Origin of the sequence: Aeromicrobium sp., from assembly GCF_014378035.1 — a bacterium.
Taxonomy (GTDB): domain Bacteria; phylum Actinomycetota; class Actinomycetes; order Propionibacteriales; family Nocardioidaceae; genus Aeromicrobium.
Window position 1 is genome coordinate 1 of sequence record NZ_JACMOM010000126.1, and the last position, 21,918, is coordinate 21,918.

The window sequence follows — 21,918 nt, forward strand, 5'->3', positions numbered from 1 at the left end:
CGTTGCCGACCAGCTCGGCGTCGAGGCGGTCCTTGACCAGCCGGGCGGTGACCTTGCCGCCCTTGGTGCGCCCGACCAGGGGCGAGGTGTTCGTGCCGATGGTCATCGAGATGGCCGGCTCGTCGACGTGGATGAGCGGCAGCGCGACCGGGTTGTCCGGGTCGGCGAGCGTCTCGCCGATGGTGATGTCCGGGATGCCGGCGATGGCGACGATGTCGCCGGGGCCGGCGGACTCGCCGGGCTTGCGCTCGAGGCCCTCGGTGACGAGGAGCTCGGTGATCTTGACGTTCTTGACCTCGCCGTCGCGACGCATCCAGGCCACCTGCTGGCCCTTCCGCAGGGTGCCCTCGTGCACCCGCACCAGGGCGAGGCGACCGAGGAACGGCGAGGCGTCGAGGTTGGTCACGTGGGCCTGGAGCGGCGCGCCCTCGGTGTAGGTCGGGGCCGGGATCGTGTCGAGGATCGTCTTGAAGAGCGGCTCGAGGTCGTTGCCCTCGGGCATCGAGGCGTTCTCGGGCTGGATGAGGCTGGCGATGCCGGCGCGGCCCGAGGCGTAGACGACGGGGAAGTCGAGCGCGTCCTGGCTGTGGCTCTCGTCGAGCAGGTCCATGAACAGCTCGTAGGTCTCGTCGACGACCTCGGCGATGCGGGCGTCTCCCCGGTCGGTCTTGTTGACCACCAGGATCACCGGCATGTCGGCGTTGAGCGCCTTGCGCAGCACGAAGCGGGTCTGGGGCAGCGGGCCCTCGGAGGCGTCGACGAGGAGCACGATGCCGTCGACCATCGACAGGCCGCGCTCGACCTCGCCACCGAAGTCAGCGTGTCCCGGGGTGTCGATGATGTTGATGGTCACGCCACCCTCGGGGGCCCCTGGGCCGTTGTAACGGACAGCGGTGTTCTTCGCGAGGATCGTGATGCCCTTTTCTCGCTCGAGGTCGCCTGAGTCCATGGCACGCTCGGCGAGCTGGTGGTGCTCGTCGTAGTGGCCCTGCTGCTGGAGCATGGCGTCGACCAGCGTGGTCTTGCCGTGGTCGACGTGGGCGACGATTGCGACATTGCGCAGGTCGGAGCGAGTGGGCATGCGGGAACTGTCCTCAGCGTGGGGGGATGCTCTCGATCGACGGAGCCTTCCCATTCTACGGGTGGAGCACCCTCCGAGACGAATCGCCGAAACAGAATGGTCATTGTCCGTTCACAAACACTTCATTTGATCAAAGGTTGCGCAAACGTTACGATGTTGGACGTGCCCACACCAGAGAAGGATCTCTACGACGCTCTCGAAGATTTCGTCATGCGTCTGATGAACATGGCGGAGTGCGACGGCATGGATGCCCTCATCGAGCTCGACCTGTCATTTTCCCAGGCGCGATCGCTGTTCGTGCTGGCCAAGAATGGCGAGCCGATGCCGATCCACGCGATCGCAGGCACGTTGGGCCTGTCGATGGCCGCGGCCGGACGCAACGTCGACCAGCTGGTGCAGCTCGAGCTCGTCGAACGGCGCGAGAGCCCGGACGACCGACGCGTCAAGCTGGTGTCGCTCTCGCCCGGCGGGCAGAAGGTCGTCGCCCAGCAGTTCGAGCACAAACGAGGATCCATCCGCGAGTTCGTCGCGAGGCTTCCGCAAGCCCAGGGAGACCGCCTCCACGCGTCGCTCAGCGAGATCCTGGCCGGCGACTGTCTCAACCCACTGCCCTGCACCGCCCCACGCCCCACCGACCAGAAAGTAACCGCATGACCACCACCTCCACTCCACCAGAGCTGCCCGACAAGATCGACGCCGCAGTCCTCAAGGTCGCCGGTGTCGTCGTCCTCGGGTCGATCATGTCGATCCTCGACATCACCGTCGTGAACGTCGCACTGCCCACCTTCCAGCGAGTCTTCGCGGACGGGGGAGGCGAGCGCCTCGACTACTCGCTCGTCGCCTGGACTGTGACGGGCTACACGCTGGCGCTTGCCACCGTCATCCCGATGACCGGCTGGGCCGCCGACCGATTCGGCACCAAACGCCTTTACATGGCGGCGATCGCGCTGTTCACCCTTGGCTCCGTGCTGTGCGCCATGGCCACCGACATCAACATGCTCATCGCGTTCCGCGTTCTCCAGGGACTCGGCGGCGGCATGCTGATGCCGCTCGGCATGACGATCATGACCCGCGCCGCCGGGCCGCACCGAATGGGCCGCCTCATGGCGATCCTCGGCATCCCGATGATGCTCGGCCCGATCCTCGGCCCCATTCTCGGTGGACTCCTCATCGACCAGGCTTCGTGGCACTGGATCTTCCTGATCAACCTGCCGCTCGGCATCGCGGCCCTGATCTACGCCGCGCGGGCTCTGCCCAAGGACTCCCCGGTCCCGTCGGAGTCGTTCGACTTCTTCGGCATGGCGCTGCTGTCGCCCGGACTGGCGCTGTTCCTGTTCGGCATCTCTTCGATCCCCGGTTCGAACGGTGACCTGTCACAGCCCAAGGTGTGGCTCTCGATCCTTGTCGGCGTTCTCCTGATTGCCGCATTCGTGCGGCACTCGTTCCGTCCGGCGCACCCGCTGCTGGACCTGCGCCTGTTCAGGGACCGCAACCTCACAGTGTCGATCATCACGATGTTCATGTTCGCCGCTGCGTTCTTCGGCGGGCTGCTCCTCGTCCCGACCTACTTCCAGCAGGTCCGCGGTGAGTCGACCACGATGGCGGGCGTGCTGATGATCGCCCAGGGCGTCGGTGCGATCGTCACGATGCCGATCGCGGGCGCTCTGGTCGACAAGATCCCGGTCGGACGCATCATCCCGGTGGGTCTTGCGCTGATCATCGTGGGCATGTTCCCGCTGACCCAGCTCAGTGCCACGACCTCTTACGGGATCATCATTCCGGCGCTGTTCGTGACGGGCATGGGCATGGGCGCGACGATGATGCCACTGTTCACGTCCGCCTTGAAGACCCTCACCAACCACGAGATTGCCCGAGGGTCGACGCTGCTCAACATCTCGCAGCAGATCGCCAGCTCGGTGGGTGTCGCGGTGATGTCGGTGATCCTGACCAACCAGCTCAAGGGCTCGCCGGCGGTCTCGGCGGCAGGTGCACTTGCCAAGGCGAAGGAGACCGGCACATCGGTCTCACCATCGATCCAGGGATTCATCGACGGTCTCGGCAGCAGGTTCCTGTCTGTCGTCCAGAACGACTCGGCTGCTGCTTTCAGCACAACCTTCATGGTCGCCTGGCTGCTCGTGATCCTGACCCTCGTCCCGGCCTACTTCCTGCCACGTAGGAGTCAGGTCAGTCACTTCAACGACGACGAACCAGCGACACCGCCGGTCATGATGCACTGATCGTCACCACACGGCGAAGGCCCCACCGCGACATCGGGTGGGGCCTTTGCCATGCGCGTCGTGCTCGCCGTGTCAGCCCGAGCGGTCGACCTTGTGCGGGGCCGCCTGGGCGAGCGGCTTGATGACCATGAGGTCGATGTTGACGTGCTGCGGCCGAGCAGCGACCCACGCGATGGCATCGGCAATGTCCTCGGCCACCAGCGGCTCGCGCACCCCTGCGTAGACCGCATCGGCCCGCGTGGAGTCGCCGCCGAACCGGACCAGGGTGAACTCATCGGTGCGCACCATGCCCGGGGCGATCTCGGTGACCCTGACGGGCTGCCCGTTGAGCTCGAGTCGGAGCGTCTCGGTCATGACTGCCACGGCGTGCTTGGCTGCGGTGTAGCCGCCGCCGCCCTCGTAGGCCAGGTGGCCGGCGATCGAGCCGAGGTTGATGATCGTCCCAGCGCCGCCGGCGATGAGGGCGGGCACGAGCGCCTTGGTCACCTGCAGGGTGCCAATGACGTTGATGTCATACATCCGTCGCCACTGTGCAGGGTCCGCCTGCGTCACCGGGTCGACGCCCAGCGCTCCGCCGGCGTTGTTGACGAGGATGTCGAGGGTGTCGCCGACCGCTTCGGCGAGGACGGCGACCTGCGCCTCATCGGTGACGTCGCACGTCACAGCGGTGCCGCCGATCTCATCGGCCAGCGCCTCGATGCGATCGGTTCGGCGGGCCACGCAGAAGACGTGGTGACCCGCATGGGCAAGGGCGCGGGCGGTGGCAGCACCGATGCCGCTGCTGGCTCCGGTGACGACGGCGGTGGTCATGTCGCCATCGTCCCAGACGCCCGTGACGTGCTCGTCTGGGTGTCGGGTGAGACGATGGTGGACGAAAGGCAGGATGCTCATGCTCAGGCGGATTGCGATGCTGTCGGCGCACACCTCGCCGCTCGAACAGCCCGGCAACGGTGACGCCGGTGGCATGAACGTGTACGTCCTCGAGCTGTCACGGCAGCTCGCGTCGCGCGGGGTGGAGGTCGAGATCTTCACCCGCGCCACCTCCCGCCACCAGCCTTCGCTCGTCCTGGCCGAGCCCGGCATTCTCGTGCATCACGTCACGGCGGGTCCGTTCGAGGGGCTGCAGAAGAACGACCTTCCGTCCCAGCTGTGCTCCTTCGTGCGTGACGTCCTGCGCGCCGAGGTCGAGCGCGAGCCCGGACACTTCGATCTCGTGCACTCCCACTACTGGCTCTCCGGGCAGGTCGGCACCGTCGCACGTGAGCGGTGGAACGTCCCCTTGGTGCACACGATGCACACCATGGCCAAGGTCAAGAACGCCATGCTCGCTGCCGGCGATGCCGCCGAGCCGGTGGGTCGCATCTACGGCGAGGAGGAGATCGTCCGGCTGGCCGACCGCCTCATCGCGAACACCGAGGAGGAGCGCCGAGAGCTCATCGAGCTCTACGACGCCGAGCCTGAGCGTGTCGCCGTCGTGCATCCGGGCGTCGACCTCGATGTGTTCCGTGCCGGCCGGCAGGCAGAGGCGCGCACCATCCTGGGCATCCCGCAGGACGCCGCCGTGCTGCTCTTTGCCGGCCGCATCCAGCCGCTGAAGGCACCCGACGTGGTGCTCAAGGCCGCCGCGGTGATGCTTGAGCGCGACCCGTCCCTGCGGGATCGCCTCGTCGTCGCGGTGGTCGGTGGAGCGTCCGGCACGGGCCTCGATCAGCCAGGCGCCCTCACCAACCTCAGTGTGTCGCTGGGCATCGACGACGTGGTCCGCTTCGTCCCCACAGTCGCCCAGACGACTCTGGCCGACTGGTACGCCGCCGCCACTGCGGTGTGCGTCCCGTCCTTCAACGAGTCGTTCGGCCTGGTCGCGATCGAGGCGCAGGCGTGCGGCACCCCGATCGTCGCGGCGCGTGTCGGCGGCCTGTCCACCGCGGTGTCCGACGGGGTCAGCGGCGTGCTGGTCGACGGTCATGACCCGGCCGCCTACGCGTCGGCACTGCACCCGTTGCTCACCGATCCGGGCCTTCGTGAGGCCATGAGCCAGAAGGCCGTGCGTCACGCGGAATCATTCGGCTGGGACGTCACCGCCGACCGTACGCTCGCGGTCTACGACGAAGCGGTCCGCTCCCACAGCGGTTCGACATCCTGACGAGAGGGCAGCATGAGTGACGTTCGTAGGACCATCATCGACACGCTCGAGGCGGCCGAGCTCGCCTATACGGAGCACGGCACCGGCACGTTCGATGTGACGCTGCCCGGCGAGCGCAAGCTGCAGACGACCTGCCGACTCGACATCGGTGCGCACGCGCTGAGCATCCATGCGTTCGTGTGTCGCAACCCCGACGAGAACCATCAGACGGTCTACCGCTGGCTGCTGGAACGCAACCTGAAGATGTTCGGGGTGGCCTTCGCGGTCGACTCCGCCGGCGACATCTACCTCGACGGCCGCATGTCGCTGCACGCCGTGACCGCCGACGAGCTCGACCGGGTGCTGGGCGCGGTGCTGACCTACGCCGACGAGTCGTTCAACACGATCCTCGAGCTCGGTTTCGCCTCCTCGATCCGCAAGGAGTGGGAGTGGCGCGAGTCGAGGGGCGAGTCGACCCGCAACCTCGACGCCTTCAAGAATCTCCGGCCGTCGAGCTGAGCGCGTGTCCGACACAGCTGCCGGTCGCGTAGCGTTGACGCCGTGAAAGCCACGATCTTCGCCGACATCACGGACCCGTGGGCCTACATCGGCTCCACCCGTTTCGAACGCGCCGCGGCGATGTTCTCGATCCTCTCGGGCGAACCCGTCGAGCTCACCTTCCGTGCCTTCCAGCTGGAGCCCGACGAGCCCAGCTCGGGCCGTCTCCTGATGGAAGCCGTCGCCGACCGCCTGGGTGGTCTCGACAAGGCCGAGCTGATCAATGTGCAGGTCACCGCGGCTGCGAAGATCACCGGCATCGACCTCAACTTCGACGAGGCGGTGCAAGCCAACTCGTTCGACGCCTGGCGCCTCCTGACGTGGGCTGAGGAGTCGGGGCCGGGCATCCAACGCGATCTCGCCCAACAGCTCTGGCGGGCCCACTTCCTCGAGGGCGCCGACATCGCCGACCATTTCACGCTCGCCACCCGTGCGGCGCTCGTCGGGCTCGAGCTCGAGACCGCCGAGGCGCTGCTCGCGAGCACCGAGTACGCCGACGAGGTCCGGCAGCAGGTCGACACCGGCCACGACCTGGGCATCACCCGTCTCCCGTACATCGCGATCGAGGCGGCATGGAAGCTCGAGGGCGTCCACTCGCAGACCGACTACGTGCAGGCGCTCCACGACATCTACGCCGAGTGGAAGGCCGCAGAGCCCGACCCCGGGTGAACGCTAGGCTCGACGGCATGAGCACCCTGATCCTGCTGCGGCACGGCCGCAGCGAGTGGAACGCCAAGAATCTCTTCACCGGCTGGGTCGACGTCGACCTTGACGAGGAGGGTCTCGCGGAGGCTGCGCGGGGTGCCGAGCTGCTGTCCGCCGCCGGCATTGCACCCGACGTGCTGCACACGTCGCTGCTGCGGCGCGCCATCCGCACCGCCGAGATCGTCCTCAATGGCATCGACCGCCACTGGATCCCCGTTCGCCGTTCTTGGCGCCTCAACGAACGCCACTACGGCGCGCTCCAGGGCAAGGACAAGAAGGCGACCCTCGAGCAGTACGGCGAGGAGCAGTTCATGATGTGGCGGCGCTCGTACGACGTTCCGCCTCCGCCGATCGCCGACGACGACGAGTTCAGCCAGGCTGACGACCAGCGCTACGCCAACCTGCCCGACGAGATCAGGCCTCGCACCGAGTGCCTCGCCGACGTCCTCGAGCGCATGCTGCCCTACTGGTACGACGTCATCGTCCCCGACCTTCTCGACGGGCGGACCGTGCTGGTCACGGCCCACGGCAACTCGTTGCGGGCACTCGTCAAGCACCTCGACGGCATCAGCGAGGACGACATCGTCGGGCTCAACATCCCGACCGGAATCCCGCTTGTCTACGAGCTCGACGAGCACCTCAGGCCGACCGTCGCAGGTGGCACCTACCTCGACCCCGAGGCCGCGAAGGCTTCGATCGCGTCCGTCGCCAACCAAGGCCGCTAAGCCCCCCGGACGGGTCGTCGAAGGATCGTCCGCGACTCCCGCCCCGCCCGCGGGTCAGGCGTCGTACTTGTAGCCCAGCCCCCGCACCGTGGTCAGCGTCGTCGGGTTGGCGGGGTCGGACTCGATCTTCGCGCGGAGCCGCTTGACGTGGACGTCGAGCGTCTTGGTGTCGCCGACGTAGTCCGCGCCCCAGACGCGATCGATGAGCTGCCCGCGAGTGAGCACGCGTCCAGGATTACGCAGGAAGTACTCGAGCAGCTCGAACTCCTTCAACGGGAACTTCATGTCCTCGCCGTCGATCGTGACCATGTGACGGTCGACGTCCATGCGCACACGCCCCGACTCCAACGATGCGTTGTCGTCGACATCGTCGGTGATCCCGCGTCGCAGGACGGCGCGGATACGAGCGACCAGCTCTCGCGGCGAGTAGGGCTTGGTGACGTAGTCGTCAGCGCCGAGCTCGAGGCCGACGACCTTGTCGACCTCGGTGTCCTTGGCGCTGACCATGATGATCGGCACCGACGAGATCTGCCGAAGCGCCCGGCACACCTCGGTGCCCGACAGCCCGGGGAGCATGAGGTCGAGCAGCACGATGTCTGCACCCGTGCGGTCGAACTCGGTCAGCGCGTCGGGCCCGGTCTCGGCGATGGCGACGTCGAACCCTTCCTTGCGCAGGACGTAGGACAGTGCCTCGCTGTAGCTCGTCTCGTCCTCGACGACCAATACTTTCGTCACACGTGCTCCTCTTCGATGTCCTGGCGGTACGCAGGAAGTATCAGGGTGAACGACGAGCCGAGGCCGGGCTCGCTCCAGACCTCGACGGTGCCACCGTTGCTGGCGGCCACGTGTTTGACGATCGAGAGCCCCAGACCGGTACCGCCCGTCGCACGGGCGCGGGCAGGGTCGACGCGATAGAAACGCTCGAATATGCGGTCGAGCTCGTCGCCGGGGATGCCGATCCCGTTGTCGGCAACGGTCAGCCGCACGTCGTTCTCGGCGAGCAGCGCGGTCACCGAGACCCGGGACCCGTCGGGGCTGTAGGTCACAGCGTTCTCCACGAGGTTGCTCACCGCCGCGTGCAGCTGCCCGCGATCGCCGTGGACAAAGAGGTCCGGCTCGACCGACGACACGATCGCGATCCTCTTGTGCTCGGCATCGGTCGCGGAGTGCTCACACGCCTCGGAAACGAGCTCGCCGATCTTGATGGTCGTGGCGTCGTCGCTCAGGATGTCGTTCTGCAACCGGGAGAGGTCGATGATCTGCTGCACGAGCCGAGTCAGTCGCTCGCTCTCCAGGTGCATGCGGCTCGAGAACCGCACCACGGCCTCAGGGTCGTCCTTGGCCTCTCCCACAGCCTCGGCGAGCAGGTTGAGCGCCCCCACGGGAGTCTTGAGCTCGTGGCTGACGTTGGCCACGAAGTCGCGCCGGATCGACTCGACCCTCTGCTCCCGGGTGCGGTCGTCGGCGAGCACCAGGATCAGCCGCGAGGTGAGGGGAGCCACCCGCGCGTGGACGTAGGACGTCGTGCCGCGTCGGGGTTGGAGCGAGATGTCGGCCTCCCGCACCTGGCCGTCGCGACGAACCTGCCGCACCAGCGCCTTGAGCTCATCGGGCTCGAGGCGGTCCTCGTGGACGATCCCCATCGCGACGGCGGGCGCAGAGGCCTTGACGACGCTGTCGGACGAGTCGACCAGGACCGCCGACGACGAGAGCACGGAGAGCACCAGCTCTGCTCCGGCAGGGACGATGGGCGCGGGCTCAACGACGAAATCATCATGTTGGTCGCCGGAGCGCCACAGGAACATGGCCGCTGCTCCGAGGACGGCGCCGACCACGCCGGTGATCAGCATGGCCGCGCTCATGTCCACATCTTGTCCACATCTGCGATGGTAGACGGCGATCTCCGATCGCTACCCCTCATGACCCCTGCAGCGACAGGTCTTTCAGTTCCTGTTCACATCGCGTTCACCGGAGGTCGCCATCCGTTCACCGGGTCTGCCTACTCTGGGGGCATGCGCGATCAGTATTACGAACAGCTCGATGCCATCGTCGACGACCTGGTGACTCTGACCGGGACCGTACGCCGTGCCGTTGCCGACGCCACGAAGGCCCTGCTTGAAGCAGACGCCCACGTTGCTGAGTCCGTCATCGCCGGCGACAAGGACATCGACGAAGCCACAGAGATGATCGAGGAGCGGACCCTTCTGCTGCTCGCCACCCAGCAGCCGGTCGCGACAGACCTGCGCCAGCTGGTGGCGACACTGCGGATGCTGACCGATCTTCAGCGGATGGGCGACCTCTCGGTGCACGTCGCCAAGGTCGCGCGCCGGCGAATGCCCGACTCGGCGGTGCCGATCAACCTGCACCCCACGATCATCTCGATGGCCGCCGTCGCCGACTCGATGATCGACTCTGCCTCACGCATCGTCGCCAACCGCGACGTCGCCGCGGCGGCCAAGCTCGAGAACGAGGACGACGAGATGGACCGCCTCCGTCTCGACCTGTTCCGCACCCTGCTCAGTGACGGGTGGCCGCACGGCGTGGAGCCAGCCATCGATCTCGCCCTGCTCGGCCGCTACTACGAGCGCATCGGCGACCACGCCGTCTCGATGGCCCGCCGGGTCGTCTACCTGGTCACCGGCCAGCTGACCTGACTTCCGCGAAGCGACAACACTGCACGGACGAGCAACGAAGGAAGGCCCCCACCGAGTCCGGTGGGGGCCTTCCTTCGTTGCGGGCGGGGCGGATCAGCCGCCGGACCCCTGGGAACCCTTGACGGCGGATCCGGCAATTGGAGTCGGTGAGGCGGGCTCGCCGCCGGAGACGCTGTCGTACTCGGGGGTGCGTGCCACGACCGGAGCCTTGATCGTGACCGGTCCCGCATCGGAGAACATCAGGGTGACCTTGACGTACTGGCCTGCGATGGCCCCACCAGTGACCACGAAGCCACCCGCGTCCGAGGCGCCACCTGCGGTGGCCTGCCTGTCTTGCGGGAGTTGCAGCGGACTCTTGGCGGCGCGGACCTTGAGCGGCTCGTCGTTCAGCGTTGAGACGGTGACCGATGAGAGCGTCTGGCTCGACCCGGTGTTGTTGACGATGGAGGCTGAGAGTGTGGCGGTCGTGTTCGCATTGGACACGAAAAGAGTGTTCAGCACGTCGATCTCGCCGCGGTGGTTGGCACCAACGCCGGGCTGATAGATCTGATTGGTCTGCGCGTCGAAGCCCCGGCTGCACGCGCCGAGGGCCAGAACCGTTGCAACTGCTGTGGTTGCGGCCGAGAGGCGGCGACGTCGGGAGGAGCTCACCAGATCACTGCTTTCGGTCGGTCGATCATCGTGCGGAGTGTCCGTCACGATCCTATCCGAGGCGGGGCTTGGCGCCTCCGTTGACCTGCTGGGATGACGTCTGCTACGGCACTACGGGGCCGAATCGGCCGGGATCGCAGTCCGCCGCTCATGTTATCCTTGTCACCTACGAAGGGTGATTTTCTCTATGACGTTCTCTGTTGGCGAAACCGTTGTCTATCCCAATCACGGCGCTGCAGTCATCGAGGACATCGAGACCCGGACGATCAAGGGCGAGGAGCGTGATTACCTCGTGCTGCGCATCGTCTCGCAGAACGATCTGGTCGTCCGTGTCCCCGCGTGCAACCTTGATCTGGTCGGGGTCCGCGACGTCGTCGATGAAGCTGGGTTGGAGCGGGTGTTCGGCGTCCTGCGTGCCGAGCACGTCGAGGAGCCGACCAACTGGTCTCGCCGCTACAAGGCCAACCTCGAGAAGCTGCACTCCGGTGATGTGCTGAAGGTGGCCGAGGTCGTGCGCGACCTGTGGCGCCGCGACCACGAGCGCGGATTGTCGGCAGGCGAGAAGCGCATGCTTGCGAAGGCGCGCCAGATTCTGGTCTCCGAGCTCGCGCTCGCAGAGAAGACCAACGAGGACAAGGCCGAGACCCGGCTCGACGAGGTCCTCGCTTCCTGACCTGAACCGCTTCCTGACCTGAACCATTGACGAAGCCCCCGGACCCTCTGGATCCGGGGGCTTCGTCGTCTCCGCCCCCATCCGTGGGCGGTGGGTTGGCGTCCAAGAACTCGTCAGCCTTGGACGCTGACCCACCGCCGTCAGGGGCCCGGGGGAGGAAAAGCGGGTCAGAGGGGGTGGAGCAGCGCGGTGGCGATGGCGGCGATGCCCTCGCCGCGACCCGTGAGCCCGAGACCGTCGGTCGTGGTCGCCGAGAGGCTGACCGGTCCTCTCAGCGCATCGCTGAGCACGCGCTCCGCCTGCTCGCGGCGTGGAGCGATCTTCGGGCGGTTGCCGATGGCCTGCACCGACACGTTGCCGACCTGCCAGCCGGCGAACCGCAGCCGTCGCGACGTCTCGACAAGGAAGTCGACGCCCGACGCTTCCGCCCACGCCGGGTCGGACGTGCCGAAGTGGGCACCGATGTCGCCCATCCCGGCCGCGCCGAGCACGGCATCGACAATGGCGTGCGCCACGCAGTCGCCGTCGGAGTGTCCCTCGAGACCGTGATCCTCCTCGGGCCACTCGAGGCCGGCAAGCCACATCGTCCTGCCCGCGACGAGCCGGTGGACGTCGGTGCCGATGCCGATACGCGCAGATGTCACAGGTTGATCATGCCGTACGTCGGGCAGGGCTTGGCCCCCCACGGGAAGATAGGAAGGTGACTCGACGTACAGCCGTGGCCAGCGGCATCCTCGCCTCAGCAGCGGCGCTGGCCACCAGCGAGGCCCTCTCGGCACTGCTGAACCTTCGGGAGTCACCGGTTCTCGCCGTCGGCCAGTCCGTCATCAGGCTGACTCCGGGCCCGATCGCCGAAGCCATCATCGGCGTCGTCGGTCATGCCGACAAACCCATGGCCGTCGGTAGCGTCGTCGTGGCAATCCTGCTCCTTGGCGCTCTGGTCGGACGGTGGTGGGCTCCGCGCAGGCTGTGGGCGCTCATCACCGTCGCTTCGCTCGTCGGGCTCGCCTCGGCTGCCGTCCTGGGCCGACCATACGGCTCGATCAAGGGAGTGTTCGCCTGCGTGGCGGCCGGTGTCGTCGTGCTCGCCGTGGTCAGGCTGCTGCAGCCTGACGACCCCGACGTCCCGGCAGACACCGCGCGGCGCTCCTTCCTCCGCACCGCCGCACTTGTCGGGGTCGTGACGGTCATTGCGGGCGGGGCCGGGCAGGTGCTGGCCTCGAGGCACCGTCGCCGGCAGTCGGTCGAGCGTGCCCGGGCTGCGCTGCGTCTTCCGACCCGCAAGGTCGCCGCTCCGGCTGGAGCCGATCTCGGCGTCCCGGGGCAGGCCCCGTGGCTGTCGACCAACCGCGACTTCTACCGCATCGACACGTCGCTCTCACCGCCGCTCATCGATCCGACCCAGTGGAGCCTGCGAATTCACGGCATGGTCGACAAGGAGATCACGATCACCTACCAGGACCTCCTCGACCGTGGGTTGAAGGATGCCTGGATCACGATCTGTTGCGTCTCCAACCCGGTCGGCGGCGAGCTGATCGGCAACACCGTCTGGGGAGGCGTCCCGATCAAGGGCATCCTCGAGGAGGCCGGCATCAAGGACGGCGCAGACGCCCTGCTCTCCACGTCGGACGACGGCTGGACGTGCGGCACACCCCTCGATGCGCTGACTGGCGGGCGCGACGCCCTGCTCGCCCTCACCATGAACGGCGAGCCGCTGCCGATCCCGCACGGATTCCCGGTGCGTCAGGTGGTCCCAGGTCTGTACGGCTACGTGTCGGCCACCAAGTGGGTCACCGACTGGGAGGTCACCCGCTTCGCAGACGTCCAGGCTTACTGGACCCAGCGTGGTTGGGGTGAGCGCGGGCCGGTCAAGACTGAGTCGCGCATCGATGTCCCGCGCGACGGCGACAGCGTGAAGGCGGGCAGCACGACAGTGGCCGGTGTGGCTTGGGCCCAGAACGTCGGTGTCAAGGGCGTCGAGATTCGCATCGACGGCGGTGAGTGGCAGAAGGCGACCATCGGCGCCGCCCCCAACAAGGACACCTGGGTGCAGTGGACGGCTGAGTGGTCGGCCGCCAGCGGCGATCACACGATCGAGGCCCGCGCCACGAACGCCGCCGGCGAGCCGCAGACCGAGGATCGCGCCGACGTCCTGCCCGATGGCGCGACAGGATTCCCGGGCATCAGCGTCACGGTTGCCTGACGGCGTAGAACGCCGCTACCAGCGGGCGGTGTCCGCAGGGAGTGCCCTGCTGGCCGGCCTGATGACGTAGACGATGCCGCCGCTGCCGTTGAGCCAAGCCTTCTCGAACTGCGACCGGGAGTAGACCCGTCGCACCGTCGAGCTGCGGGGCGCGGCTGGGTCGTTGGCGATGACCCGACCCCCCTTGGAGAAGCCGGTGATGACCATCAGGTGTCCTGGCGTCGACGAGATCGGGGCGCCGTCGAGACCACCCTTTCCGAAGGCGACCGAGGCGACGAGTGGGATGCCTGCCTTGATGAACGCCTCGGCGTCGCGCAGGTTGTGCAGCCGGGTGACGAACGTGTCGAGGGAGTAGTGCGCGGCGTAGGCGGTGTTGAAGGGCCAGTTGCCGGTGCCGTCGTAGCCGTAGTCGAAGGTGTAGCGGGCCGCGTGGTCGACGAAGGAGTCGGTGTACTTCGACCACGAGTAGTCAGCCTTGGTCGGCCCGGTCCGGAAGTAGCGCATCACCATCGCGGTCGAGGTCGGAGAGCACCATGCCTCGCCGCCACCACCCCACTGCGGGAACTCGCCACGGTGGATCATCTGCGACGACGTCGGAACGGCCAGCTCCTTGGTGGCGGTCATCGTGGTCGCGCTCGTCGACGCGGTGCGAGTCAGGTAGGACGCGGCGATCCCGTTGACGGCGTACAGGGTGGGCCTCGCAGTGGTGCCGACCTTGCGGAGCAGGAGCACCCGCACCTGCCACGAGCTGAAGGTCTTGCCGGTGTTGGCGACGACGGTGTCGGTGGAGACTTTCGCAAGGTCGTCGGACTGGCTGGAGTAGGAGGACCGCTTGATGTGGCCGGTGTCGAGCGCGTAACGGGCGACGGAGTCCCAGCTACCGATCTTCGAGCCGCTGCGCACACGGACATCGACCCGCGCCCACGTGTTGGCGGGGGTGTTGGCGCTCCATGACGCCACCAGGCTTCGTGCGGAGAAGCCCGTCGATCTCCACGGCGAGGTCCATGAGCCGCGGTCGTACCTCGTCGAACCGCCCGACACGCGCGGATCGTCATAGGACTGCTTGACGGTGCCCTTGCCGATCGTGACCGATCCGGTGCCGGCCGTGAGACCGGCGCTGGTGCCCTTGGCGAGGTCGGCGGTGCTGGTCCACCTGTCGAAGCGCGCGGAAGGCGTCGCTGCCGAGGCGCCGCCGGCAAGGATGCTGGTGGCAGGCAGCAGCGCCAAGCAGAGCGCGGCGACAACCGACGACCGGACGGAAGAGTGGAGAGCGAGGTGGCGCATCGACCTATGGTAGAGGTCCCGTGGGGCTTGTGGGGCGGATGTGACGATCGGACGAAGCGTCGCGTGGGCGGGACCACGTCGCGGAGCCGATAAGGTTGTCCTGTGGCATTTCAGCTCTACGACACCGCGACACGGCAGATTCGCGAGCTCGTCCCCCTGCAGCCGGGGAAGGTCTCGATCTACCACTGTGGGCTCACGGTCCAGGGACCGCCGCACATCGGCCACATCCGCAAGGAAGTGGTCTTCGACGTGCTGCGGCGCTGGCTCGAGCGCTCCGACCTCGAGGTGACGATCGTCGCCAATGTCACTGACATCGATGACAAGATTCTCGCCAAGGGTGTCGAGGAGGGTCGGCCGTGGTTCGCCGTGGCCTACGAGAACGAGCGCGCTCTGCACTCTGCCTACGAGGTGCTCGGCTGCGTCCCCCCGACCTACGAGCCGCGGGCCACCGGCGTGGTGCCCGAGATGATCGAGATGATGCAGACCCTCATCTCGCGCGGCCACGCCTATGCCGCCGCCGACGGGTCGGGCGATGTCTACTTCGACGTCCGGTCGTGGCCGGCGTACGGCGAGCTGTCCAACCAGAAGCTCGACGACATGCTGCCCGCGGAGGACTCCCCGCCCGAGGGCAAGCGCGACGCCCGCGACTTCGCGCTGTGGAAGGGCCAGAAGGCGGACGACCCCGAGTCTGCCTCGTGGGCGACCCCGTGGGGACGGGGACGTCCCGGTTGGCACCTCGAGTGCTCGGCGATGGCTGCCAAGTACCTCGGTCCCGAGTTCGATATTCACGGGGGCGGCCTCGACCTTCGTTTCCCGCACCACGAGAACGAGCTGGCGCAGTCGCGTGCTGCCGGTCAGGGCTTTGCGCAGTACTGGATGCACAACGCGATGCTCAACCTGGCGGGCTCCAAGATGTCCAAGTCGGTCGGCAACACCCTGATGGTCAGTGAGGTGGTCAAGCGCGTCCGCCCGATCGACCTGCGCTACTACCTCGCCGCGTCCCACTACCGCTCGATCGTCGAGTTCTCCGAGGAGTCGCTCGCCGAGGCGGCGATCGCGTTCCAACGCATCGAGGGTTTTGTGCGCCGTGCCGCCGAGCTTGTGGGCGCAGGCGAGCTGGGCATACCGTGCGCCGACTTCGTCCACGCGATGGATGACGACCTCTCCGTCCCGGCCGCGCTTGCTGCCGTGCAGGCGACGATCTCCGAGGGCAACAAGCTGCTCGCGGGCGGTGACAGCCCTGCGCTCCGCGGCGTGCTCGCGTCCGTCAGGTCGATGCTTGATGTGCTGGGTTTGGATCCGCTGTCCCCGACGTGGGATCGTGGAGGTGATGGCACCGCACACGCGCAGGTGATCGACTCCCTCGTGAGCGGTCTGCTCGAGCAGCGCCAAGAGGCGCGGGCCAGCAAGGACTTTGCCGTCGCGGACCGGGTGCGTGCCCAGCTCACCGCGGCCGGCATCGAGATCGAGGACACTCCGCAAGGCGCGAGATGGTCCGTGAAGGGTGATGGCTGATGCCAGGCAACAGCAAGCGCAAGGGCGCTATCAAGAAGTCCGCCAAGGGCAACCCCACCGCGGGTTCTGGTGGTCGACGTCGGCAGGGCCTCGAGGGCAAGGGCCCGACGCCTCGTGCGGCCGAGCGACCCAACCACAAGGCGTACAAGGCTGCGAACACCGTCGACAAGCGTGAGGCTTCGCGTCCGCGGCGCAAGATCGGTGACGCCGCTGAGTGGGTAGCGGGGCGCAACTCGGTGCTTGAGCTGTTGAAGGCAACAGTGCCGATCCACGCCCTGTACGTCGCCGAGGGCACCGAGCGCGACGAGCGCATCCGGGAGATCTTCAAGCTCGCCGCTGACCAGCACGTGAGCCTCCTCGAGATTGGGCGCATCGAGCTAGACAAGCTCACCGGGGGGGCGGTGCACCAGGGCATTGCGGCCAAGCTGAACGCCTACGAGTACGCCGATCCGATGTCATTCCTGCCCGCCGCCAAGGAGCTGGGCCAGGCCCCGCTCATCGTGATGCTCGACGGCGTCACCGACCCGCGCAACCTCGGCGCGGTCATCCGCTCGGCCTCCGGCTTCGGGGCTCACGGCGTCGTCATCCCCGAGCGTCGCGCCGCGCACATCACCGCTGCCGCGTGGAAGACCTCAGCCGGCGCTGCGGCGCGCGTGCCGGTGGCTCGTGTCACCAACCTGACCCGCCAGCTCAAGGCCTACCAGGACGCCGGCCTCATGGTCATCGGCCTGGCAGCCGACGGCGACGTCGCGCTGCCCGACTCCGACATGGTCGACGGACCACTGGTCGTCGTCATCGGCAGTGAGGGCAAGGGCCTGTCGCGCCTCGTCGGCGAGACCTGCGACGAGCTGGTATCAATCCCGATGTCGACGGGTCTCGAGAGCCTCAACGCAGGCGTGGCGGCGGGCATCGCCCTGTATGCCATTGCACGAGCCCGCGCCTGACCTCCGCTCCTGAGAGTGTGGCGTGCACGGCAGCTCTCGGGGCTAGGTCGACGCGCGGACGTCAGCCGAGGACGCGGTCGAGGTACGGGTTGCTGAACCGACGCTCCGGGTCGAGCTGGTCGCGCACCGCGACGAACTCATCGAAGCGGGAGTAGTGCTTGCGTAAGTACGTCGAGTCAAGGGTGTGCAGCTTGCCCCAGTGCGGGCGGCCGTCATGGGCGGTAAAGATGTCCTGGGCCGCCGCGAAGTACGACGTGTGGTCGGTGCGGTGGTACTGGTGCACCGCGACGTAGCAGTTGTCGCGCTCGTGCCCCGTTGACATCCAGACGTCGTCGGCGGCGGCGAAGCGCACCTCGATCGGGAAGGAGATGTTCTCGTGACCGGCCCCGAACCAGGCTTGCAGCTCGCCGAGCACACTGGGCAGCGCGTCGCGAGGAATCGCGAACTCCGACTCGCGAAATCGCACCTTGCGCGATGAGACGAAGACGTTGTACGAGTCGTCGACGTACTCCCGTGCGCCGAGGGCCGAGGCTGAGATGCGATTGATGGTGGGAATCAGCGCGGGGGTCTGCCTCGCCAGCCGGTTGATGCCCTCGAACACCGTGTTGCTGAGAAACTCGTCGTCGAGCCAGTGACGAAACCTGCCGAGTGGTTGGCGAACGGTACCTTCAGCGACCCGGTTGTTGCGCTTGACGAGGGCCTTCTCGGTGTGGGGGAACCAGTAGAACTCGACGTGGTCGTTGTCGACGGTGAGCTCGTGCACCCGGTCGAGGACTTCGGGCAGGACCATGGACCCCTCGTGGGCATGGAGCAGGAACGCCGGCACGCACTGCAGCGTCACCTCGGTGAGGATGCCGAGCGCACCGAGCGACACGCGCGCGGCGCCGAACCACGGGTGCTGCTCGTCGATCTCGAGGATCTGCGCGGCTGCGGTGACGATCTGGACACCGACGACAGCAGCGGAGATGCCGAACAGCGCTGCCCCGGTGCCGTGGGTGCCGGTTGACACCGCACCAGCCACCGTCTGCGGGTCGACATCCCCGAGGTTGGGTAGTGCCAGGCCCAGCGCCTTGAGCTGTGGGTTGAGGGCGCGCAGCGAGATGCCCGCCTGCACCCGCACCCGGCCGGTGGAGATGTCATGTGTGAGGAGCCGGCTCATCCGGTCGAGGTGCAGCAGGACGCCATCGGTCGCGGCGATCGCAGTGAAGGAATGGCCCGCGCCGACGGCCTTGATGGTCTGCCCGGCCGCGGCGGCGTCACGGACGAGCGCAGACACGTCCGCGGTGGAGGCGGGGTGCGCGATGCGCGCGGGATGGGCCTCGACCGAGCGGCTCCAGTTGGTCCAGACCAGTGCCTGCGCGTCGGTGGTCATCCGAAGTTCTTCCCCTCGCCGCGGTAGGTCGCAAGCATCTCGGTGCGACCATTCGCCCCAACGACCGCGACATCGTCGAACCGTTCACACATCTCACCAGCCTTGGCGTGGCGCATGATGACCCGGTCGCCGACGCGCAGCGACAATGCCGCGTCGCCCTTGAGGGGTGTCTGCACCTCGCCCGCGCCCTCGGTGACAATGGGGGAGAGGCCCGCAGGCCACACCGCCACGGGCTGGCGGTTCTTGTTGGTCGGACCGGAGGCGATGTAGCCGCCCGCAAAGAGCGTGGCGATGTCTGGCGCGGGCTTGCGGACGACCGAAAGGACGAAGTAGGCCGACGGCCGTGACGTGAAGGCGTCGTAGCCGTCGAACAGGGTCGGCGAGAAGAGCCCCGACCCGCCGGTGGACTCGGTGATGGCTGGGTCGGCACCGGTGACCTCGAGGCTGCCGGTGCCGCCGGCGTTGATGATCTCGAGCCTGGCGTGCTCACCGACTGCCGCGACGACCCGGCCGCGACGTTCGAGAAGCTCGGCAGCCGAGCGCTTCTTGATGAGCCGCACCGCGGTGGACGAATCGGGCAACCCGGCGATCTGCGCGTCGTAGAACATCACTCCGACGAGGTCGAACCCGTCGCGCGCGACGATCGCCGAGGCGAGCGCGGCGGCGTGGTTGGCGGAGTGCACGGGGGAGCGGCGCACTCCGAGATGGGCGCGGCCCAGCTTGAGGGAGGAGTCGACGTCGATGCACACCCGGACCGGCGGGTGGCCCGGGCCGGCCAGGGCGTCGATGAGGTCGAGCGACTCGGTGCTGTCGACCATGACCGTGATGGCGGCGCGGCGGCGGTCGTCGGCAACAAGGTCGAGCAGGGCCGATCGGCTGGTGGTGGGATAGGCGAGCAGGATGTCGTCGACGCCGTTGTCGGCGAGCCAGACGGACTCGGCGAGCGAGTAGGACATCACGCCCGCGAAGCCGTTGCGCTGCAGGGCGCGCTCGACGATCGACCTCACACGCACCGACTTGCTCGCCACCCTGATCGGCACTCCGCCCGCCCGACGCACGAGGTCGTCGGCGTTGGCCCACAGCGACGGCTCGTCGATCACGGCGAAGGGTGTGTCGAGGTCGGACGTCGCCTGAAGCAGTCGGTCGTACGGTTCGGACACCTCGCCAGTATGTCGCACCGTCGGAGCAGGCTCCGGTCTTGGATACTGGGCCGATGCGCAGATTCTCGGCACTTGTCCTCGTGATCGTCCTCGCGTGTGCGGGGTGCACCTCGTCGCCCGATTCGACGTCGAAGCAGAAGCCGACACCGACACCGACCGCGAGCACAGACGGCACCATGAGTCTCGCGTCCCTCGACATCGGTTGGCCCCGGATGGGGGGCACGCTCGCAGTCCCCGAGCGGCCGGCAACGCCAGACGGCTTCGACGACGCGCAGCTCGCCCGCATGGCCTCGACGCTCACGACCTGGGCCGAGATCGGTGCTGCCAATCCCGACGTCTGGCACGGCAAGGATGCCGCGGCGCAGGTGGCGGCGGCTCTGCCCACATCGGTCGCCTCCACGCTGGGCAAGCTGGTCAAGGGCAGCGTGACTCCCCAGCTCGACTGGGCCAACGTCTTCGCGCCGAACGTCGCCGTGGTCGGCAAGCCGGCCATCGCCTCGGCGTGGAAGCAGACGACCGTCAAGGACAAGAAGGGCCGGACGTACGCGATGCTCGAGCTGCAGACCCGAGCGGCGTACGAGGTGCGGGTCGATGACGGGCCGGTGCGGGTCATCGGACTGCTTCGCGAGCACGGCCTCAGCGCCTATCCCGACACCAAGAGCGACTTCGGGGTGAGCTACGGCTGGCAGGAGTACGGCGCCGGCAACTGCACAGCGGTGCTCGACGACGACCTCGTGCCGGACAACGACCCGGCGGACGCCGTCGAGGACCTCGCCGCGTTCATCGAGGTCGGCAACGGCGAGAAAGTTGTGGTGCCCAAGCTGGCCGACGACGAGAAGGTCAGCCCTGACTATCTCCAGCGGTGCCGCGAGGGCTCCGTCTGACCATCGGTACGATGGTCACCGGGCTTCGGCCCGCACGCCCCTGTAGCTCAGTTGGTAGAGCGCCTCACTTGTAATGAGGATGTCGCGGGTTCGACTCCTGTCGGGGGCTCCAGCGAAAAATGACCTTCACGATTTGGGGCGCGTGCCCCCGCCGGTTGAGGAACTCCAGACCGGCTTTGTCGGCGGAGTCTCCGAGGTAGTGCACGTAGATCTGGGTCGTCTGCAACGACGAGTGGCCGAGCCGTGCCTGGACGGTCGGAGCGGGCACGCCGGCGGCCAGCCAGAGGCACGCGGCGGTGTGCCGGAGGTCGTGAAGCCGGCGACCTCGTGCTGTGGTGGGCCAGTGGGTGGTGCGTTTGAATGCCGCCGCGTGCAGACGAGCGCCACCGGACGACGTGATGAGGAGGTCGCTAGGTCCCTTGCCCTTGGCCATGGATCGGATGACTGGTAGCAGCTCGTCTGGCAACGGTACGTGACGCGAGCGTCTGCTCTTCGTCGGCTTTGCTTCCACGGTCTCGGGTGCCGATCGCTGAATGAGCAGGCGTGGCATCGGCACCTGAATGAGGTCGGCGACGCGCAGTTCGCGTGCTTCGGACCACCGTAGCCCGGTCCAGCAGCCAGACCACGTCGGCCAGGTGCTGATTGTGGACGGCGATGTCGGCGCGGACCTCATCGAGCTCGTCCTCGGTGAACGGTTGTATTCCCGATGTGGGCAGCAACTGGTGAGCCACGTTGGTACGGGTCACGGGGTTGTCTATGCGCAGCCGCTCGCGTACCGACCACGCGAAGAAGCCGGAAAGTACTGCCCGAAACCTCCTGACGGAGGACTCCGCGTACCGGCGCGACCAGGCGTCCAGCACCCGTTGGATCTCGCGGTCGGTGACCCGGCCGACGTGGAGGCTGGCGAGGTTCGGCGGCATCAGCTTCACCATCTCCATGTCGGATCTGCATGTCTTGACCGCGACCGTGTGACGTCGGGCCTCCATGTAGGTGGCGAACACCGTGCGGACGGTGACCTGTCCAGCTCGCGGATCCGTGCCCCCGGTCAGGGCCGCCTTCTCACGCGCTAGCCACGCCTCGGCTTCGCGCTTGGTGTCGAAGGTCTTGCCAGCCACGTACTCGCGACGATTCTTCAGCACCGCCCGCCACC

At 67.4% G+C, this 21,918-nt stretch carries 22 protein-coding genes and 1 tRNA gene; 13 read left to right on the plus strand and 10 right to left on the minus strand.

The window, feature by feature from the left end; translation table 11 throughout:
* On the minus strand, positions 1-1,081 hold a 1,081-nt coding region (locus H7290_RS06310; protein WP_290513172.1), incomplete at its 3' end, for a GTP-binding protein.
* Between the two features lie 162 nt (positions 1,082-1,243).
* Between H7290_RS06310 and H7290_RS06315 the strand changes: the two genes are divergently transcribed.
* Positions 1,244-1,735 (plus strand): MarR family transcriptional regulator, encoded by a 492-nt coding sequence (locus H7290_RS06315; protein ID WP_290513173.1) that lies wholly within the window; start codon positions 1,244-1,246, stop codon positions 1,733-1,735.
* Positions 1,732-3,318 (plus strand): DHA2 family efflux MFS transporter permease subunit, encoded by a 1,587-nt coding sequence (locus H7290_RS06320; RefSeq protein ID WP_290513174.1) that lies wholly within the window; start codon positions 1,732-1,734, stop codon positions 3,316-3,318. Before H7290_RS06315 ends, H7290_RS06320 begins: the two co-directional genes overlap by 4 nt.
* A gap of 72 nt (positions 3,319-3,390) precedes the next feature.
* Here H7290_RS06320 and H7290_RS06325 read toward each other — a convergent pair whose 3' ends face one another.
* Positions 3,391-4,128, minus strand: a complete 738-nt coding sequence (locus H7290_RS06325) for an SDR family NAD(P)-dependent oxidoreductase (RefSeq protein WP_290513192.1) — start codon at positions 4,126-4,128, stop codon at positions 3,391-3,393.
* Between the two features lie 79 nt (positions 4,129-4,207).
* On the opposite strand from H7290_RS06325, the gene mshA reads away from it, so the two are divergent.
* The 4 genes from mshA to H7290_RS06345 are packed head-to-tail and all read left to right on the plus strand — an operon-like array spanning position 4,208 to position 7,428.
* Positions 4,208-5,461: a D-inositol-3-phosphate glycosyltransferase gene (gene mshA, locus H7290_RS06330; protein WP_290513175.1), complete on the plus strand. Its 1,254-nt coding sequence runs from the start codon at positions 4,208-4,210 to the stop codon at positions 5,459-5,461.
* Between the two features lie 12 nt (positions 5,462-5,473).
* Entirely contained in the window at positions 5,474-5,959 is a 486-nt protein-coding gene (locus H7290_RS06335) for a YbjN domain-containing protein (RefSeq protein WP_290513176.1), read from the plus strand.
* Positions 5,960-6,001: 42 nt separating this feature from the next.
* Positions 6,002-6,667, plus strand: a complete 666-nt coding sequence (locus H7290_RS06340) for a DsbA family protein (protein WP_290513177.1) — start codon at positions 6,002-6,004, stop codon at positions 6,665-6,667.
* Between the two features lie 17 nt (positions 6,668-6,684).
* Complete coding sequence (locus H7290_RS06345) at positions 6,685-7,428, plus strand: phosphoglyceromutase (RefSeq protein WP_290513178.1); 744 nt, start codon at positions 6,685-6,687, stop codon at positions 7,426-7,428.
* A gap of 54 nt (positions 7,429-7,482) precedes the next feature.
* Here the strand turns inward: H7290_RS06345 and H7290_RS06350 are convergent, their stop codons facing one another.
* Positions 7,483-8,163 carry a response regulator transcription factor gene (locus H7290_RS06350; RefSeq protein WP_290513179.1) on the minus strand — a complete coding sequence of 227 codons (681 nt, stop codon included), beginning with the start codon at positions 8,161-8,163 and terminating at the stop codon, positions 7,483-7,485.
* Positions 8,160-9,290, minus strand: a complete 1,131-nt coding sequence (locus H7290_RS06355; RefSeq protein ID WP_290513180.1) for an ATP-binding protein — start codon at positions 9,288-9,290, stop codon at positions 8,160-8,162. Before H7290_RS06355 ends, H7290_RS06350 begins: the two co-directional genes overlap by 4 nt.
* Before the next feature lie 150 nt (positions 9,291-9,440).
* On the opposite strand from H7290_RS06355, the gene phoU reads away from it, so the two are divergent.
* Positions 9,441-10,082, plus strand: coding sequence for a phosphate signaling complex protein PhoU (gene phoU, locus H7290_RS06360; RefSeq protein ID WP_290513181.1), 642 nt, complete (start codon positions 9,441-9,443; stop codon positions 10,080-10,082).
* A gap of 93 nt (positions 10,083-10,175) precedes the next feature.
* Here phoU and H7290_RS06365 read toward each other — a convergent pair whose 3' ends face one another.
* The gene (locus H7290_RS06365) at positions 10,176-10,733 is read right to left on the minus strand and encodes a hypothetical protein (protein ID WP_290513182.1); all 558 of its coding nucleotides are present in this window, start codon (positions 10,731-10,733) and stop codon (positions 10,176-10,178) included.
* Positions 10,734-10,920: 187 nt separating this feature from the next.
* On the opposite strand from H7290_RS06365, the gene H7290_RS06370 reads away from it, so the two are divergent.
* Complete coding sequence (locus tag H7290_RS06370; protein WP_290513183.1) at positions 10,921-11,406, plus strand: CarD family transcriptional regulator; 486 nt, start codon at positions 10,921-10,923, stop codon at positions 11,404-11,406.
* Between the two features lie 167 nt (positions 11,407-11,573).
* On the opposite strand, the gene ispF is transcribed toward H7290_RS06370, so the two are convergent.
* Positions 11,574-12,050, minus strand: coding sequence for a 2-C-methyl-D-erythritol 2,4-cyclodiphosphate synthase (gene ispF / locus H7290_RS06375; protein WP_290513184.1), 477 nt, complete (start codon positions 12,048-12,050; stop codon positions 11,574-11,576).
* Between the two features lie 56 nt (positions 12,051-12,106).
* On the opposite strand from ispF, the gene H7290_RS06380 reads away from it, so the two are divergent.
* Complete coding sequence (locus H7290_RS06380; protein WP_290513185.1) at positions 12,107-13,609, plus strand: molybdopterin-dependent oxidoreductase; 1,503 nt, start codon at positions 12,107-12,109, stop codon at positions 13,607-13,609.
* Positions 13,610-13,624: 15 nt separating this feature from the next.
* Here H7290_RS06380 and H7290_RS06385 read toward each other — a convergent pair whose 3' ends face one another.
* Positions 13,625-14,893, minus strand: coding sequence for a peptidase C39 family protein (locus tag H7290_RS06385; protein WP_290513186.1), 1,269 nt, complete (start codon positions 14,891-14,893; stop codon positions 13,625-13,627).
* 102 nt (positions 14,894-14,995) lie between these two features.
* Between H7290_RS06385 and cysS the strand changes: the two genes are divergently transcribed.
* Both cysS and rlmB read left to right on the plus strand, forming a co-directional pair.
* Positions 14,996-16,408, plus strand: coding sequence for a cysteine--tRNA ligase (cysS, locus tag H7290_RS06390; protein WP_290513187.1), 1,413 nt, complete (start codon positions 14,996-14,998; stop codon positions 16,406-16,408).
* Positions 16,408-17,352, plus strand: a complete 945-nt coding sequence (gene rlmB, locus H7290_RS06395) for a 23S rRNA (guanosine(2251)-2'-O)-methyltransferase RlmB (RefSeq protein ID WP_290513188.1) — start codon at positions 16,408-16,410, stop codon at positions 17,350-17,352. Before cysS ends, rlmB begins: the two co-directional genes overlap by 1 nt.
* A 61-nt stretch (positions 17,353-17,413) precedes the next feature.
* Here the strand turns inward: rlmB and H7290_RS06400 are convergent, their stop codons facing one another.
* Positions 17,414-18,724 carry a D-arabinono-1,4-lactone oxidase gene (locus H7290_RS06400; protein WP_290513189.1) on the minus strand — a complete coding sequence of 437 codons (1,311 nt, stop codon included), beginning with the start codon at positions 18,722-18,724 and terminating at the stop codon, positions 17,414-17,416.
* The gene (locus H7290_RS06405) at positions 18,721-19,884 is read right to left on the minus strand and encodes an alanine racemase (RefSeq protein WP_290513190.1); all 1,164 of its coding nucleotides are present in this window, start codon (positions 19,882-19,884) and stop codon (positions 18,721-18,723) included. Before H7290_RS06405 ends, H7290_RS06400 begins: the two co-directional genes overlap by 4 nt.
* Positions 19,885-19,937: 53 nt before the next feature.
* On the opposite strand from H7290_RS06405, the gene H7290_RS06410 reads away from it, so the two are divergent.
* Together H7290_RS06410 and H7290_RS06415 are read left to right on the plus strand one after the other, a co-directional pair.
* Positions 19,938-20,768: a hypothetical protein gene (locus H7290_RS06410; protein WP_290513191.1), complete on the plus strand. Its 831-nt coding sequence runs from the start codon at positions 19,938-19,940 to the stop codon at positions 20,766-20,768.
* 36 nt (positions 20,769-20,804) lie between these two features.
* A tRNA-Thr gene (locus H7290_RS06415) sits at positions 20,805-20,880 on the plus strand.
* Here the strand turns inward: H7290_RS06415 and H7290_RS21290 are convergent.
* Entirely contained in the window at positions 20,833-21,441 is a 609-nt protein-coding gene (locus H7290_RS21290; RefSeq protein ID WP_366927604.1) for a tyrosine-type recombinase/integrase, read from the minus strand. The genes H7290_RS06415 and H7290_RS21290 overlap by 48 nt on opposite strands.
* Positions 21,442-21,918 lie beyond the last annotated feature (477 nt).